This is a genomic window from Fibrobacter sp. (genome assembly GCA_024398965.1).
In the GTDB taxonomy this organism is placed as follows: domain Bacteria; phylum Fibrobacterota; class Fibrobacteria; order Fibrobacterales; family Fibrobacteraceae; genus Fibrobacter.
Window position 1 is genome coordinate 1 of the sequence record JAKSIF010000048.1, and the last position, 16,812, is coordinate 16,812.

The window sequence follows — 16,812 nt, forward strand, 5'->3', positions numbered from 1 at the left end:
AGAGGATCATCTAGCAAGGCTGCCTAAATGCTTCCACACATGTTGATGATGCCTCGAAAAAGTTGTGTCTTAGTGGAGCAGCTTTATTTTGGGCAAGCTGTTCCACTTCAGAAGATTCAGAGCCAGTAGGTCCAATTTCGGGTGAAAATCTTTGCAACGATTCATCGGAACTGTCTACAAATTGCGCTGGAGGCATGATCGCGCTCTATGGCGTAGCCCCTATTTACGATCCCGATTCGGGAAACATCTCTAGTTCTGACACTTGCGAAGAAGACTGCGAATCAAGCCTTAGTAGTTCCAGTTCAGATTCAATTGAGCAATCCAGTTCTAGCAAGACAAACGAAACATACGGTTACAAGGTATTCGCGGATACTACAATTACCTGTAAGAAAGGCTCCTTCGAGGAAGATCAACGATTTTACAATGCGACCGCAGGGATGATGCAACATAAATATGTTACTGTTAAAGGATTCATCTGCAATAACGATTCCAACTATTCTGCAGAAGTTCTGAAACAAAAGGGTGATTACCTTTACACCCCTGAAGAATACGAAAAACTGTTCGGAATTTGCGCAGAACACGGTGGTCGCAAAAGTACCCAATCAGTAATACCCAATCAGATTGTCAGCGTTCATAAAAACAATAATATCGAAGGCGATTTAGAGTGGGAATATTACTTTCAAATGTCCGCCAACAATTGGGTCACCCAAGAATTCTCCGAAGAAAAAAAAGCCTGTTTCAAAAAATTTTATGAAGAAATTGAACCTGTGTGCGCCTACGGAACATTCATTCCACAAAGTTCTAGTTCAACAAAGCCAGAATCCATCGAAAAAATCACTTGCATGGATGGCACCGTATTCGGCGAAGAAGAATATAACATCGCCACGGCACATAACGATTCGTTGAACGCTAGTTATGAACAACAGTATAATGATAAACTATACTGCACAGACCTAAAGTACAAGGCTCGGCTCGATGAATGCAACAACATCGATGACTCCGGCAAAAATATTCCCTCGCCAGCACCTGACACAGTAAGTGTGAGCAAGGAACTGCTGGACGACCCGTCCAAATGCAACTAAGTAAAAAGGATCCCATAAAGGGATCCTTTTTTTACGAGACTACTAACGGAGTTACTTAAGTACAGGAGTCGTCCAGTCAATCCATTCGGACTTATTCCAGCTAATTCTTTCAGAATTCTTGGTGTAGTCAATCTTTCCGGTCTTTACATCCTTCCCTAGCAGGAACTTATTGATAAAGTCCTTGACTTCGTCAAACTGTCCGTTAGGTAGGCTGCAGTGGGCATGGCCACCTTCCTGAGAGTAGGTATAGTTCTCCGTCACTCCGAGGGCATCGAAGACTTCCTTGGACGCCTGGCCGCAATAATTGGAAGGAACTTCTCCCAGCCATTCCTGGCCCGCATTGTCAATAATCAACAAGGGACGAGGAGCCACCATGGCCACCAGCATATGCTGGTCGAAGGGCAAGGTGTTTTCCTTTCCGTCGTAGTTCTTGAAGGTTGTCTTCATCCAGTTGCCTTCTGAACCGGCACTGTTCAAGCCCTGAACAAACTGTTTACCCTTCTGCTTGTTGACCTGAGCGCCCACGCGCCAGAGAGAAGCGCCACCGGAACCGGATTCCTGGGGAATGGTCAAGGCAATACGGGTATCAAAGGCGCCAACAGCTAGAGAGCCCTTGCCCCAGCGGGAGCAACCGGTAATGCCAAGATGCTTCACGTCAATGCCAGCTTCCGGAGTCTTTTCCAGGGCATCGATCAGGCGGCTTACGCCCCATGCCCATGCCATGATGGTACCGGTGCTAGCGTTGGATCCATAAATGTCGTAGAACTTGCCGCTACCGCGCTGACTTTCGGGAGCTACGTTATCGGGGTTGAAGATAATCTGGGCGATATCAAGACCAGAGAGCGCTCCGCCAAGGCTTCCGCAAGTGTTTCCCATAAAGCCTCCGCCAAAGCCAATCATGGCTGGCTTGGGCTTATCCTTAGTACCAGCGCCGTTGATTGTTACGGCAAAGGACGCTGTCTTACCCTTGTCGGTCACTTTCACTGTGAAAGTCGAGCCGGACATGGAACCTTCCACCTTTTCGGGATTACGGGGTTTGTCACCATACATGATCTTTTCGTACATGGCACCAATTTCCTCGCGACGGCACTTCCATTCGTCCTTGGTGGAAATTCTGGAACCCGCCAAAGTGGTAAACGGGTCCGGAAGCTTTGCGTTGTTTACGCTCGTAGGAATATTCCCGATAGTGCATTCATCACGGTAGTCTTCCTTGAAGGCGGGAGCGGGATTCACCACGATTTCGCTGCTGCTAGAAACGGATTCCGCAGACGAGCTCTCAACCCGTTCCGAAGAGGAACTTGCAGTGAACACGGAGGAAGAACTTTCCACAGCAACTTCAGCGGAACTGGAGCTCACTTCACCCGTTGAACTCAAGGGCAGCTCCCCAGCAGAACTTACTGGTACTTCCGAGGCAGAGCTGGAAGGATCCAAACCTTCGGAACTTACTGGAAATTCTTCCATGGTGGAACTTAAGGGATATCCATCTGGCAGAAAGCTATCACTGGATTCAGGGATTTCTCCTAACCCCGGATCAACTGCAGAATTCTTATCCTCGGAACAGGCGTTCAAGAAGAACAGCCCAAAAACTGCTATGGCAGAAACTGCCTGCATTCTATTTGTTTTCATATACCAATCCAAATCAACCCTCATCCCAATCATTTGAGATTGAGGTTCCTATAAGACATTTTCAAAAGAGTGATTCCGGTCACACTCCAATTCATAAAACGTTGTTAGTAAATACAACACCCCACTCCAGCAAAAAGACGCCCGGGAAAAATCCCGGACGCCTCGTTTATAGGGTCTCCCAACCCCGAATTCATCTGTAATTTTAGCTTTCTGCTAAGCCTTTTTACTAAAAATTTTCAACAATCCGTTGTATTGATTTACAACAATGCGAATCCATCATCCCCACCCTACTCGCCACTCCATTTTCCCAGACAAAAAACTTATTCCAACTTGGAATAGGGTTGCCCAGTAAAAAACCTTTTTTTTCGCTTATTTTCGGCAATTTTCACACACAATCGAACCGATTAATACATATTATTGAACATGATGGATCAAGTAGTTCTCACATCCAACCAAGAGCACATTGTAGACCTGCTCATTAAAAAGAACCCCGATCTGAATCGCGAGGTTCTGTCTAAGGCTGTAGTCTTTATTGCAACAGCCCACGAAGGCCAATACCGCAAAAGCGGCATGCCCTATACCGAGCACCCGTACGAGGTTGCCAAGATACTTGCCGACCTTAAGCAAGACCAGCCTACAGTCCTTGCAGGCCTTCTCCACGACGTGGTCGAGGACACAGATCATACCCTAGAAGAACTTTCCGAAATGTTCGGCGAAGACACCGCCTTCATGGTGGATGCCGTTACCAAGATTACCGCCGCACAAGAGGCGAATAAGACCGCCCAAAAGGCCGAGACCTATCGAAAGCTCATTATCGCCATGGCCAAGGACCCGCGCGTCATCATGATCAAGATCGCGGACCGCATCCACAACATGCGAACCATGCGCTACATGAAGCCCGAGAAACGCCAGCAGATTGCGCAGGAAACCCTGGACATCTACATTCCGCTGACCCACCGTTTCGGTCTCTACAAGCTTAAAAACGAATTGGAAGACCTGAGCTTCAAGTACGTCAATCCCGACGAATACCAGAAGCTGGTAGACGCCCTTATTGAGAATAAGGAAGCACGCGAGAAGTACATCCAGTCCGTTATCGGCCCTCTCCAGATCAAGATGGCCCTGGAAGACTTCGACTGCACTATCCAAGGTCGAACCAAGAACATTTACAGTATCCACAACAAGATGCTAAGTCGCGGCTGCCAGTTCGAAGACATCTTCGACATTTTTGCGATTCGCATCATCGTGGAAACCATTCCGGAATGCTACCTGGCCCTAGGTTACGTACACAACCTTTGGACTCCGCTCCAGAGCCGCTTCAAGGACTACATCGCAACCCCAAAGCCCAACCTGTACCAGAGCATCCACACCACGGTTATCGGTCCCGAGAACAAGATGGTGGAAGTCCAGATCCGCACCAAGGACATGGACCAGACCGCAGAAAAGGGATTTGCCGCCCACTGGGCCTACAAGCTCGAGACCCAGCATGAAGGCGAGGAACTGGCATGGCTCAACCACATGGTGAAGCTCCAGTCCGAGATTTCCGACAGCAAGGAATATCTTGACTTCCTGAAGGTGGACCTTAAGCCCCAGGGCATTACCGTATTCACGCCCAAGGGAACTTCCATTGAACTTCCCGAAGGAGCCTCCGTTCTCGACTTTGCTTTTGCCGTTCACACAGAACTAGGCCTGCACTGCATCGGTGCCCGCATCAACGACGAGGTTGTGAACCTAGATAAGGTCGTTCCCAACGGCGCAACCATCCAGATTCTCAAGAGCAACCACCAGGAACCCAGTCCGGAATGGCTTGAACTGGTAAAGACAGTCAAGGCCAAGCAGGAGCTGCGCCGCTGGATGAAGACCAGCATGGTTCAGCAGGCACGAGGACTCGGCAAGGAAATCTGGATTCGAGAACTTCGACTAGCCAAGATCGAAAAGGACAAGAGACCTTCCGACGAATCCATCTGCAAGTACTTTGGAACTGCAGACATTACGGATTTCTACGAGCGTGTTGGTCAGGGCGAACTGCCCTTAGCAGACATCCAGCGTTTTCTCAACGGCGGTGTAGAAACGTCCAAGGAGACAACCAGTCTTCGTTTCTTCCCCACCTTCAACAAAGATCTTAAGAGCGACAGAAGCAGCGACATGCCTCTGCAGATCGGGCAGGAAACCAGTCTACTGATTCACTTCCCCAGATGCTGCGCTCCGGTCCCTGGAGATAAAATTGTTGGGGTACTCCGCCCGCAGATCGGCATCGAAGTTCATAACGTCAACTGTCCCGAATTGAAGAAACTTCCTCCGGAGCAGCAAATTGCCGTGGAATGGAGCGAGGAAACCAAGCAGGCATTCTCCGCCCATATTACGGTAATTACTGACAACAGGAAAAACATTACCATCGACGTTCTACAGGAACTCAAGAACGAGAATGTATTCCTGGAAAAAATGTCTGTGGCAAGTGTTCAGTTCACAGGACGAATCCGCATTACCTTCAAGGCCTTCCGCAAGGAACAGGTCGATTCCATCATTAGTAGCATCAAGAACATTTCCGGCGTTCGCCAGGTAACCAAGTCATGATTTCTACACTCCACCGTGGTGACTACACCTTAAAGAACCGCGCATTCAATTGCCGTATGCGCAATCGCTATTACGAGGAAGTATACTACGCCTTTAGAGCGCTCTTCCCTAACGATATTGCCGAACGAACCGAGGCAAACCCTGTAGCCGACTCCATCTGGTTCCAGCATCTAAGTAGAGAAATTAGACGATACGAGCATCTGATTACAACCTGCCTTGAATATGGGCAGGCTGCAGTCTTTTATGGCAAGGCAGAAAACGCCTCCCTGTACTCCAAGGACAAACGTTGGGGTATTTTACAAGAAGAAATCTTCTTGGTACACTTTTTGCAGGAACTTTTATCAACAACCCACTACATCATTGCGAGAATCGATACCGACCGTATGCTTCAGCAATGGAGTGGTGAAATGCAGGATATGAAGGCAAAACCCGTAGGATCCGGCTATGTCAACAACATTCAGGAAAAACTGAACGCCATGAATGTTGCCACCATTGACGAATTCAAGGATTTGCTGAAACACGTTCTTGAACGATTCCAGATAGGAAACACCCTCTTTGGAACGGTCCAGGAGCTCCAGAACTTTTATTAGTTGATGATTGATAAATGACGATTGAAAAATAGAGGAAAGAGATGTCTGAATATATAATTCTATCGATTTTCCTTTTTCTAGGGGCGTTTATCGCGGCTGCAGCCACGGTGGTGGGCCTGTTATTGGGCTATCGCACTAGAAAAACCAAGAACAAGATGCTTCCATACGAATGTGGTATGGAAACCTTTGGCAATGCCCGAATCCAGTTCAAGGTGGGGTATTACGTTTTCGCCCTGCTGTTCCTCGTTTTTGACGTGGAAGCCCTTTTTCTGCTTCCTGTGGCTGCGAATTTCAAGGAAATCATGGCAGGAAACACCGCTTTGTCCCCTGTCGTTGTAGTTGTTGACTTGATTATCTTCCTCGCCATCCTGGTCTCTGGCCTCGCCTACGCATGGAAGAAAGGAATCCTCAAATGGGAATAATCAATTTTGCACCTAAGATCCTGGATCCCATTCCCGGCGGCAAGTACGTTGTCAACGCCGTGGATTACGTGGTGAACTGGGCCAGGGCCAACTCCATTTGGCCCCTGACTTACGGTACCAGCTGCTGCGCTATCGAAATGATGAGCAGCTCCATGGCCCGTTACGACATTGCACGTTTCGGTTCCGAAGTGTTCCGCGCCTCCCCCCGCCAGGCCGACTTGTTCATTCTGGCTGGTACCATCACGAAGCGCATGGCTCCCGCTATCCAGATGCTGTGGGAACAGATGCCCGGCCCCAAGTACGTGCTTGCCATGGGCGCCTGCACCATCAGCGGCGGCCCCTTCATTTACGACAACTACTCCGTGGTCCGCGGCGCCCAGAATATCCTGCCGGTAGACGTATTCGTCCCCGGTTGCCCGCCTCGCCCCGAAGCTTTGTTCCACGGCCTCTTGACCTTGCGTGAAAAGATCCTGAAGGAAACCTGCCGCGAGCCTTGGCAGGAAGGCTACCCCGAGGATGTTTCCCGGATTGACCGCTACCGCGAAGCCGCTAAGGCCTGGGCCGAACTTGAAAAGATCAAGGACGAGGAAATGGCCGAAGCTCGCGAGAAGTTCAAGGCCGAAAATCCGGACTACAAGAGCACTTTCAAGCCTGTACGCGTCGCGAAGGAAGCATTCCCCGAAGTGGAACGCCCTGTTGCCGTAGCCTCCTCCCAGAAGGAGCTTTCACAGGCGGAAATTTTCAAGAAGATCAAGGCCAAATTCGAAAGCGCCTCCATCCAGGGTGTCGATCCCGAGGCAAAGACCGAAGATGGTCAGAGCGTACTGGAAAATACCTTGGCCAAGGCATCTTCCGACAGCCCCGTAGAAATTACACTGGATGTAAACGACTACCTGGCTGTTACAGAATTTGTAAAGAATGATCCTGCACTGAAGATGGATTACCTCATCGATGTAACCGCTATTGACTACCCGGATCACTTCGAATTGATTACCCAGCTCCGTAGTATCGATTTGGGACACAAGGTCTTCTTCTGCATCCCGCTGAAGAAGGACGAAAGCGTACCCGAAGAAAAACGGACCACGTCCCTGCTTGCAAAGGTCCCCAGCATTACAAGCCTGTACCCCGCCGCAAGCATCAAGGAACGGGAAGTCTACGACATGTTCGGCATCCATTTTGTGGGTCACGACGACCTGCGCCGCATTTTCCTGGACAAGGATTTCGTAGGATTCCCCCTGCGTAAAGATTTCACCCATCCCGATATGATCAAGAGGCCGGTATGAGTATGACACAGCTCCCTCCGGGATTCAAAATCATCCGTAATGATAGCGACGAAGCCTATTCCGATGAATTCTTCGTCAACATGGGTCCCCAACATCCCAGTACCCACGGCGCCCTCCGCCTGGCCATCCGCATGGACGGCGAAACCATCGTGGAACTGGTTCCCCATCACGGATACATTCACCGCGGCATGGAAAAGCAGGCCGAGTCCATGAGCTACCTGCAGTACTTCCCCATGTCCGACCGTCAAGACTATTTGACTGCAATCCAGAACAACCTGGGTGTAGCCCTTGCTTATGAAAAGGGCATGAACGTGGGCGTCCCCCTCCGTCAGGAATACATCCGCGTCATGCTGCAGGAACTGGGCCGCATTGCAAGCCATCTGGTGTTCTTCGGCTGCTTCGGCGGCGACTTGGGCGGCCAGACCTGCTTGCTCTTCGGTTTCAAGGAACGTGAAATGATTCACGACATTCTTGAGGAAGTCACCGGTTCCCGCCTGACCATGAACTTCTTCAGACCGGGTGGAAGCCGCTTCGATGTGCCGGATACATTTATTCCTCGCGTCAAGGCTTTCCTGGAACACTTGGATTCCACCATGAAGGACTACGAACGATTCCTCTCCAAGAACGTTATCGTTCGCGAACGTAGCATCGGTATCGGTATTCTCTCCAAGGAAGACGCCATCGCATACGCCTGCTCCGGCCCTGTGGCCCGTGCCAGCGGTGTGAACTTCGACGTTCGCCGCAACAATCCTTACAGCATTTACAGCCAGCTGGAATTCGACGTGCCTCTCGCCTACAACGGCGACTGCTACGACCGTTACAACGTGCGTATTGCAGAAATTCACGAATCCATGCGAATTCTCCGCCAGTGCATCGACAAGTTCCCCGCCGAGGGCCCATGGCGCAGCAAGGAAAAGCCCGTAAAGCTGAATCCTGGCCGCTACTACAGCGAGATCGAAACCGCCAAGGGTCTTTACGCAACCTACGTGGTGGCCGCCGCCGGCGACAAGCCTTACCGCATTCACACACGCGGTCCTAGCTTCCCCCACATCGGCGTTTTGAACAAGATGTGCCAAGGACTCACCGTTTCGGACCTTGTCACCATCATGGCAACCTTGGACCCCGTGATTCCGGAAATTGACAGGTAGGTTAGCATATGTTCGTACCTTCAGTAACTAATCCTATTGGCGACTTTGTACGAGAATGGGTGCCGAAGCTTGCAGAATATCTGCCTGCTTCCATCCAGTCCGACACTTTGAACAGCGTTGTCGCATTCCTGGTGAACGCCGTTATCTGCATCATCGCAGTGTGTCTCGTGAACATCGGTTCTGCACCGATCCTTATCTACATGGAACGTAAGGTTTGCGCCCACGTTCAGTGCCGAATGGGGCCCATGCGCCTTGGCTGGCACGGAACCATCCAGACTATCGCAGACGTCTTGAAAATGCTCTTCAAGGAAGTCTACGCACCTGGTGGAGTAGATAAGTTCGTCTATTTCCTGGCTCCGCTGATTGTGCTAATTGCACCTTTCATGGTTGCAGCACTCATCCCCTTCGGCCAGAACCTGGTGGTTGCAGACATCGACATGGGCATTCCCCTGATTATCGCCATCAATGGTTTTGGCGTGCTAGGCATCTTGCTTGGCGGCTGGTCCAGTAACAACAAGTACTCCTTGCTTGGTGCTCTTCGTAGCGGCGCTCAGATGATCAGCTACGAAATCTCCTTTGCCTTGGTGCTCCTATTCGTAGTGATGATAGCAGGTTCCACGAACTTGATGTCCATTACCCAGACACAAAGCGGCACGGTCTTTGACTGGACCATTTTCCGAGTTCCGGTACTTGGCATCATCGCTTTCGTCATGTTCTTCATTTCTTCTACCGCCGAAATGAACCGCGCCCCCTTCGACATTGCCGAAGCGGAACAGGAACTGACCGGCGGCTATCATACAGAATACAACGGCACTCCTTTTGCCATGTTCTACCTGGCAGAATACATTGCCCTGGTAACAAATTCCTCCCTGGCAGTCACTTGCTTCCTTGGCGGTTTCTATGCACCTTGCGTAGGCATTGCTCCCATCGACAATGTACTGACCATGGTTCCTGGCGTCGTTTGGTTCTTTGCCAAGGTGTTCTTCATGATTTGGGCCTACATGATGGTCCGTTGGACTTTTGTCCGCCCCCGTGTAGACCAGTTGATGAGCTTTGAATGGAAATTCCTGCTGCCCCTGAACCTGCTGATGCTGGTGGCTGGCGCTGCCTATGTGGCTTTGGTAGGCTAAGGTAGAGGTGTTTTATGGAACAGAAGATTTCTACAAAACAGTATATCAAGGGTTATCTCAAGAAGTGCGTTACAGGCCCATGGAGCTTGCTCTGCGGTTTGTCTGTCAGCCTTCGTTACTTCTTCAATCCCAAGCGCGTGGTTACAGAACAGTATCCCGAAAACCGCAAGACCTTGAAAATGCACGAACGTTTCCGCGGCCGCCTTTCCATGGTAGAAGACGCCGACGGCAACAATCACTGCACCGCTTGCGGCATGTGCGAACGTAGCTGCCCCAACGGAAGTATCAATGTTCAGGCAACCAAGAACATTGCTGGCAAGAAAGTCTTGGGTCGTTACGTGTATCATTTTGCAAGTTGCACCCAGTGCGGCCTGTGTGTGGAAGCCTGCCCCTTCGGTGCCATTGAAATGGCTCCGGAATTTGAAGTGGCAACCACCGACATCAAGTCCCTGGAAATGATTTTGAACAAGAAGGAGGGTCAAGGCTAATGTTCCCGGATCTTTCAAGCTTGGCAAACGTATTCCCCCTGGGAGGAATCGACATTGCCTTCTACGTCGTGGCATTCGTCATGGTGGTGACCGCCATCTGTACGGTTGCCGTGAAAAACATTCTGCAGAGCGCCGTGTTCCTCATTTTCTCCTTTGTGGGAACCACCGTTCTCTACTTGCTGCTCCACGCCGAATTCAACGCCCTGGCTCAGATCATGGTGTACATCGGTGGCGTGGTGATTTTCGTGATCTTTACCATCTTGCTTACAAGCCATCTAGGTGAAGACGCATTCACAACAAAGATTCCTCGATTCTTCGCAGCATTCATCCTAAGTATCGCCTTTGTTGCGGTTATGCTGAAATGCGTCTTGCCGGTACAGACCCTCGCAACAGCAACAGCCGCAGCACCCGAAGGCTTTGCCTCCCTGAAGGAAATTGCCATCCGCCTGCTGGACTACAGCGCCAACGGATTCATCATTCCCTTCGAAGTGGTCAGTATCCTGCTCCTAGCCTCCCTGATTGGAGCAATTACGGTTGCCCGCCGCGGAAAGGAGGACGAAAAATGACTTTGATGAACTGCCTTATTCTCTCGTTCATTCTCTTTGGCGTTGGCCTTTGGGGCCTTATGCGTCGCCGCCATCTGGTTGGCATGCTGATTTCCATGGAAATCATGCTGAACGCAGCCAACATGAACTTTATCTCATTCGCCTACTTTAGCGCAAAGGACTCTACTGCAGGCGCTGTCTTTGGTATTTTCGTCATCGCAGTGACTGCATGCGAAATGGCAGTGGCCTTGGCCATTATCGTCAGCATGTATCGCCGTCGCAAGAGTCTTGACGTGGAACAGTTGAGGGATCTCCATGATTAACGACATCTCTATCAGCTATCTTATTTTCCTGATGCCGCTTCTTACCTTTGTGGTGAACGGGCTCTTTTTGGGCAAGCGTTCCGCCAAGGGTGCTGCAGCATTCGCCATCGTTTGCAACGGCATCGCCATGGTTTCCGCCATTATGCTGGCGGTGAACTACTTCAGTTCCGGCATTGCTCCCCAAAAGGCAATCCTTTTCGAGATTCCCTTCTTGAAGTTTGCCGAAAGCTTTGTGGCAAACATCGGCCTTCTGGTGGACCCCCTATCCATCATGATGCTTGTTGTGGTAACATTCATCGCCTTCATGGTGAACATCTACAGCGTTGGCTACATGAGAGGCGACCGCGCCGAAGGCCGCTTCTTTGCGCTGCTTTCTCTGTTCAGTTTCAGCATGCTTGGGCTGGTTGCCGCCACCAACCTTTTCCAGATGTTCATCTTCTGGGAACTGGTGGGCGTTTCCAGCTACCTGCTGATCGGCTTCTGGTACCACAAGCCTTCTGCGGTGAGCGCATCCAAGCAGGCATTCATCCTTACCCGATTCGCCGACAGTTTCTTCCTGTTGGGCATCGTGATTGTAAGTTTTGTCGCCCAGAGTTTCGACTTTAATACATTGAATGGTCTTACCATGGACGCGTTCAAGGCCCAGTTCATTGATCTTGGACTTATGACGGTTTCCAAGGCAGAGGCTCTGGTTCTCGGCGGCGTCTTGATTTTCACCGGTGGCTGGGGCAAGTCCGCCATGTTCCCCATGCACATTTGGCTTCCCAACGCCATGGAAGGTCCTACCCCGGTGTCTTCCATCATTCACAGTGCCACCATGGTGGTGGCAGGCGTTTACCTGGTCGCTCGCTTGTTCCCCTTCTTCGCTCTCAGCGGAAGCACCATGAACTTGATCATGGTAGTAGGCGCATTCACCATGGTTTTCGCCGCAGTGATTGCTTGTACCCAGAAGGATATTAAGCGCATTCTCGCTTACTCCACTCTTTCTCAGCTGGGCTACATGATGTTCTCCCTGGGTGCTTGCCACATGGGTGACGCAGTGGTAACCACCGGCTGGACAGCATCTACCTACCACATTTTCACCCACGCATTCTTCAAGTGCAGCTTGTTCCTGATTGCGGGTTCCTTGATCCATCAGGTTCACACCAACGATCTTGACGCCATGGGCGGCCTCCGCAAGAAGATGCCCTTGACCTACATCTGCGCATTGATTTCCATTCTGGCCATTTCAGGCATTCCGCCGTTCTCCGGTTTCTTCTCCAAGGACGAAATCATCTTGACGGCTTTCCAGGCACATCACTACGTTGTGTTCGGCTTGGCTTTGCTGACTAGCGGTCTCACCACCTTCTACATGTTCCGTCTGTTCTTCCTCGCTTTCCATGGTGCTCCGCGTTCCGAAAGCGTGAAGGCAGGTCATGTTCACGAAGATTTCTTCATGACCCTTCCCATCGCCATCTTGGCAGTGCCTGCTCTGGCTAGCGGTTTTGCCGCAAAGGGTCTGTTCGAGCATTTCTTCGTGCCGGGCAAGCTTAATGTACCGCAGTTGACTCAAGTGGCAGAAGCCCACTGGATTCCCTACGTTGCCGTAGCCATTGCTGTAGTGGCCCTGCTGATTGCCTGGGTCCTTTACGCAAGCCCCAAGGCAAAGGTTGAACGTGCTCTTGACGACACCAACCGCGGCGGCATCTACAAGGTTGTTTACCACAAGTTCTATTTCGACGAAATGTACTACGCCGTGGTTCGCCAGTTTGTTATCGGCGGCATCGCCCGCGTAGCAAGGTTCATCCAGGACTACATCATCGAAGGCATCTTGGCCTTTGTGGTTTGGTTCGTTCATAGAATGGGCGACCTGGTCCGTACCGCTCAAAGTGGTAACTTGACATTCTACCTTGGATCCTTGGTAGTCGGTGTACTGCTGTGGTATTTCTTTGGTCAGCTTCCGTTTTAAGATTGAGAGGTTATAAGTACTATGGATACATTACTTTTTAATCTGATTTGGCTCATTCCGCTTTTGACCGTTCTCGTCTGCGTTCCAATTCCAGGAAGCAAGATGAAACTGATTAAAGGCATCCATGCCTTTTCCGGAACTTTCGTTCTGGCATTGGTTGGATATCTAACCTACCGAGTCTACACACTGTCCGGAGCCCCCATTGACGAAAATGCAGCTCCGCTTGCTCTTCGCTTCTTTACAGACATTCCCTGGCTCAATGGCCTCAACGCCCACTACATTGTAGGCGCAGATGGTCTCAACATCTTCCTGCTGCTATTGACAGCTGTCATCGTATGGGGCGGCATCCTGGTGAGCTGGGAAATCAAGGGAAACCAGAAAGTATTCTTCGCCTTAATCCAGATGCTTGCAACCAGCGTCTACGGCGTATTCATGAGCATTGACCTGGTGCTGTTCTTCGTATTCTACGAAATGGAAGCCCTGTGCATGTACCTGATGATCGCAGGCTACGGTTCCGGCCGCAAGGATTACGGCGGTAAGAAACTTACCTTGACTCTCGCCTTCGGCTCTTCCATGATTCTGGCAACCTTGTTCGGCCTCTACTTCGAAGGCGGAGCATCCAGCTGGAGCATTGTTGAACTTTCCAAGGTTACCCTCCCCATGGAATTCCAGATGTGGGCATTCCCGCTGATGTTCATGGGCTTTGCAGTCAGCTCATCCTTGTTCCCCTTCCATTTTTGGAGCCCGGACGGCCACGCCTCTGCACCTACCGCAGTTTCTATGCTAGCTGCAGGCGTCATGATGAAGATGGGCGCCTACGGATGCCTTCGTGTGGCCATGTTCCTGATGCCGGAAGCAGCAAAGATTTGGCTTCCCTACGTTGTAGCATTACTGATCTTCAACGTGGTTCTTGGTCCCTTCATTGCACTCCGTCACAAGGACCTCAAGTACATCACGGCCTACAGTTCCATTAGCCACTTGGGCCTCATCTTCCTTGGCCTTGCAGCCCTTACCCCGGTGGGTCTTCGCGGTGCAAGTCTCCAGATGATTTCCCATGGTTTCCTGACCGGATTGTTCTTCGCTACCATCGGTATGATCTACGAGCGTACTCATACCCGCGACATTACTGAAATGGGCGGCATTATGCGCAAGGTTCCGTTCCTGGGCGTAGGCTTTGCCATCGCAGGTTTTGCAGGTCTCGGCCTGCCGGGCTTTAGCGGATTCGTTGCCGAAAGCAACATCTTCATCGGCGCTTTCGCACAGGAATCCACCCTCACCCGCATCGTAACCATTCTTGCAATTCTTTCCATTACCACAACGGCAGTTTACATTCTGCAGACAGCAAACCGCATGCTCCACGGCAACATGCCCGCCAAGTACGAATCCTTGACCGATGCAAACTGCCGAGAAAAGATTGTGGTTGTAGTTCTGGTGCTTTGCCTGCTCTTGATTGGTATTTTCCCGGGTTGGATTGCCGATATGCTGGACCAAAGCATTGCCCCGATTTTCGCAAAGATTTCCGCAGCCGCTGCCACGGCACCGGTAGTTGGAGGTTAATATGAGTTTTGAAATTCCAAACTTCATTCTTCCTGACTTGATTCTCTTGGTCCTTCCGTTCCTGGTAATCGGATGTCGTCTGCTAGTCAAGAATTCCAAGCTTCCCTGGTGTCTTGCCTGTATCGGCTTGATTGCCGTGTTCATTTGGCTAAACGTTCTGCCTCTTGTTGGCGGCAGTGGCAACCACTTCATCAGTAACTGGCGTGTAGACGACTTTGGCATCTTGATGCGCGAAGTGCTTACCTTAAGTGCGATCCTGGGTCTGCTCTTGGCTAAGGATTACTTCGATCACGATGCCGATGGCAAACCCCAGCTGCACCAGATTGCGGAATTTGCAGGTACAGTCGCTTTCGCAACCTTCGGCGGCTACATTGTGGTTTCCGCCTGTGACTTGCTCACGTTCTTCCTGGGCCTTGAAATGGCGACCATTCCCATGTACATTCTGACTGCATGGAACAAGAAGGATCTCTTGGGTTCCGAAGCGGCCACCAAGTACATCTTGATGGGTTCCGTGGCAACCGCATTTGAGTTGTTCGGTTTCAGCTATCTGTATGGTTTTGCAGGATCCATTCATTTCGACGCAATTTATAGCGCCGCTGCAGCAGGCACATCCCCGTTGCTTTGGATCGCCGTTCTGTTCCTCTTCTGCGGAATCGGCTTCAAGCTGACCTTGTTCCCCTTCTACACCTGGGCTCCGGATGTTTACGAAGGTGCCCCCAGCCCAGTCACTGCACTTCTGGCAGTAACCTCCAAGGCTACCGCCATTGCATTCCTGGTAATCCTGGTCTTTGGCCCCTTGGCTCCTGTACAGCAGCAGATCGCACCGCTTATTGCAATCCTTGCAGGCGTAACCTTGTTCGTCGGTAACTTGGGAGCATTGAAGCAGAGCAGACTCCGCCGATTCATGGCCTACAGTTCCATCGCCCAGGCAGGCTATATCATGGTAGCCCTTCTTGGTCCTGTGGGAATGTCCAAGACCGCCATCATCTACTACCTGTTTATTTACACCCTGGCAAACTACCTCGCCTTCTTCGTGTTTGGCATTATTGGTCACCATCGTGAAGAATCCTTTGATTCCTTGAAGGGTCTTTCCAAGCAGAGCGTCAGCCTTGCAACCGCATTGGCCGTAGCCATGTTCAGCTTGGCAGGCATTCCTCCCCTTGCAGGTTTCTTCGGCAAGTTCCACCTGTTCTTCAGCGGCGCTTCCACCGGCCACTACGGCCTTGTGGTATTTGCCGTCTTGAACAACGTTCTTGCCCTGTACTACTACTTGCAAGTGATCAAGAGCGCCTGGGCCGACGAACCCGAAAAGGAACTGTCTCCTCTCCAAATGACCATGCGCCAGCGCGTGACCATCGTCCTGCTTACCGCAGCCGTCATTCTTATCGGGCTCCTCCCCTTCCTGAGCAATAACATCTTTGCAGGAATGTCCCTTTAGAATTTCTTTAGAAAAAGACATATTTTTAAAGAAATTTGATTTTATAGCACCCAGCAAACGCTGGGTGCTGTTGTAAACACTTAGTTGACCAAAATCTCTCCGCTAGCCACCTAAAAATGCTAGATTAGTGGTGATAAATTTTATTAACCCTCCATTCAATGGAAATCTATATGAGCACTAAAGAATACCTTGCCGGCGCCAAGATGGCCGGTTCCGTCCAGAAGCTTATGACCCCGGGTCTTGCCGTGGAATTCATCCAGCCCTGGTATACCCCGCTTTCTACCACTCCGTCTACCACCGGTATCGCAGTGGGCGGCATTGGTTCTACCTTTACTGCAACTCCCGCAGGCACCACTCCCGTAATGAACGTGATGCCGGGCGTGCAGGTCCGCACCGAAAAGGCTTCCGACCTTCGCTTCAACAACTTCTTCTTCCGTGAAGCCGTGATCAGCGACAAGGCTCAGCTGGTTATTTACAACTTTGCAGCATTCACCACCTACCTGGGCAAGTTCAAGCTGGTGGACGCCAAGGGCGAAGCTCTCTTCACCGAAACCGACCAGAAGAAGGCCGAAGCTAAGCTGAACAAGATTCTTTCCGATAAGGAATTCCTGAAGAACAACATGGCCGCATTCGAACGCTGGCACATCCAGTGGAGCGACCG

Annotated in this window: 15 protein-coding genes; 14 read left to right on the forward strand and 1 reads right to left on the reverse strand. The window is 50.9% G+C overall.

Annotated elements, in window-relative coordinates; genetic code table 11:
* The first annotated feature begins 194 nt into the window (after positions 1 to 194).
* On the forward strand, positions 195 to 1,082 hold the full coding sequence (locus MJZ26_12655) for a hypothetical protein (protein ID MCQ2106631.1): 888 nt from the start codon (positions 195 to 197) through the stop codon (positions 1,080 to 1,082).
* 51 nt (positions 1,083 to 1,133) lie between these two features.
* Here MJZ26_12655 and MJZ26_12660 read toward each other — a convergent pair whose 3' ends face one another.
* Positions 1,134 to 2,708 carry a hypothetical protein gene (locus MJZ26_12660; GenBank protein MCQ2106632.1) on the reverse strand — a complete coding sequence of 525 codons (1,575 nt, stop codon included), beginning with the start codon at positions 2,706 to 2,708 and terminating at the stop codon, positions 1,134 to 1,136.
* Between the two features lie 423 nt (positions 2,709 to 3,131).
* On the opposite strand from MJZ26_12660, the gene MJZ26_12665 reads away from it, so the two are divergent.
* From MJZ26_12665 to MJZ26_12725, 13 genes are all read left to right on the forward strand, one after another.
* Positions 3,132 to 5,279 carry a RelA/SpoT family protein gene (locus MJZ26_12665; protein ID MCQ2106633.1) on the forward strand — a complete coding sequence of 716 codons (2,148 nt, stop codon included), beginning with the start codon at positions 3,132 to 3,134 and terminating at the stop codon, positions 5,277 to 5,279.
* On the forward strand, positions 5,276 to 5,869 hold the full coding sequence (locus MJZ26_12670) for a hypothetical protein (GenBank protein MCQ2106634.1): 594 nt from the start codon (positions 5,276 to 5,278) through the stop codon (positions 5,867 to 5,869). The genes MJZ26_12665 and MJZ26_12670 overlap by 4 nt, the downstream gene beginning before the upstream one ends.
* Positions 5,870 to 5,910: 41 nt before the next feature.
* A complete protein-coding gene (locus MJZ26_12675; GenBank protein MCQ2106635.1) occupies positions 5,911 to 6,291 on the forward strand; it encodes an NADH-quinone oxidoreductase subunit A in 381 nt (126 codons plus the stop codon).
* The gene (nuoB, locus tag MJZ26_12680) at positions 6,282 to 7,574 is read left to right on the forward strand and encodes an NADH-quinone oxidoreductase subunit NuoB (GenBank protein MCQ2106636.1); all 1,293 of its coding nucleotides are present in this window, start codon (positions 6,282 to 6,284) and stop codon (positions 7,572 to 7,574) included. Before MJZ26_12675 ends, nuoB begins: the two co-directional genes overlap by 10 nt.
* A complete protein-coding gene (locus MJZ26_12685; GenBank protein MCQ2106637.1) occupies positions 7,571 to 8,722 on the forward strand; it encodes a hypothetical protein in 1,152 nt (383 codons plus the stop codon). The genes nuoB and MJZ26_12685 overlap by 4 nt, the downstream gene beginning before the upstream one ends.
* Before the next feature lie 8 nt (positions 8,723 to 8,730).
* On the forward strand, positions 8,731 to 9,852 hold the full coding sequence (locus tag MJZ26_12690) for an NADH-quinone oxidoreductase subunit H (protein MCQ2106638.1): 1,122 nt from the start codon (positions 8,731 to 8,733) through the stop codon (positions 9,850 to 9,852).
* Between the two features lie 14 nt (positions 9,853 to 9,866).
* Positions 9,867 to 10,340 (forward strand): 4Fe-4S binding protein, encoded by a 474-nt coding sequence (locus MJZ26_12695; protein ID MCQ2106639.1) that lies wholly within the window; start codon positions 9,867 to 9,869, stop codon positions 10,338 to 10,340.
* Positions 10,340 to 10,906, forward strand: a complete 567-nt coding sequence (locus tag MJZ26_12700; GenBank protein MCQ2106640.1) for an NADH-quinone oxidoreductase subunit J — start codon at positions 10,340 to 10,342, stop codon at positions 10,904 to 10,906. Before MJZ26_12695 ends, MJZ26_12700 begins: the two co-directional genes overlap by 1 nt.
* Positions 10,903 to 11,208, forward strand: a complete 306-nt coding sequence (gene nuoK, locus MJZ26_12705; protein MCQ2106641.1) for an NADH-quinone oxidoreductase subunit NuoK — start codon at positions 10,903 to 10,905, stop codon at positions 11,206 to 11,208. Before MJZ26_12700 ends, nuoK begins: the two co-directional genes overlap by 4 nt.
* On the forward strand, positions 11,201 to 13,156 hold the full coding sequence (nuoL, locus tag MJZ26_12710) for an NADH-quinone oxidoreductase subunit L (GenBank protein MCQ2106642.1): 1,956 nt from the start codon (positions 11,201 to 11,203) through the stop codon (positions 13,154 to 13,156). The genes nuoK and nuoL overlap by 8 nt, the downstream gene beginning before the upstream one ends.
* Before the next feature lie 102 nt (positions 13,157 to 13,258).
* Complete coding sequence (locus tag MJZ26_12715) at positions 13,259 to 14,713, forward strand: NADH-quinone oxidoreductase subunit M (protein MCQ2106643.1); 1,455 nt, start codon at positions 13,259 to 13,261, stop codon at positions 14,711 to 14,713.
* Between the two features lies 1 nt (position 14,714).
* On the forward strand, positions 14,715 to 16,151 hold the full coding sequence (locus MJZ26_12720; GenBank protein ID MCQ2106644.1) for an NADH-quinone oxidoreductase subunit N: 1,437 nt from the start codon (positions 14,715 to 14,717) through the stop codon (positions 16,149 to 16,151).
* Between the two features lie 170 nt (positions 16,152 to 16,321).
* Positions 16,322 to 16,812 (forward strand): glucosylceramidase (locus MJZ26_12725; protein ID MCQ2106645.1); only part of this gene is annotated, 491 nt, incomplete at its 3' end.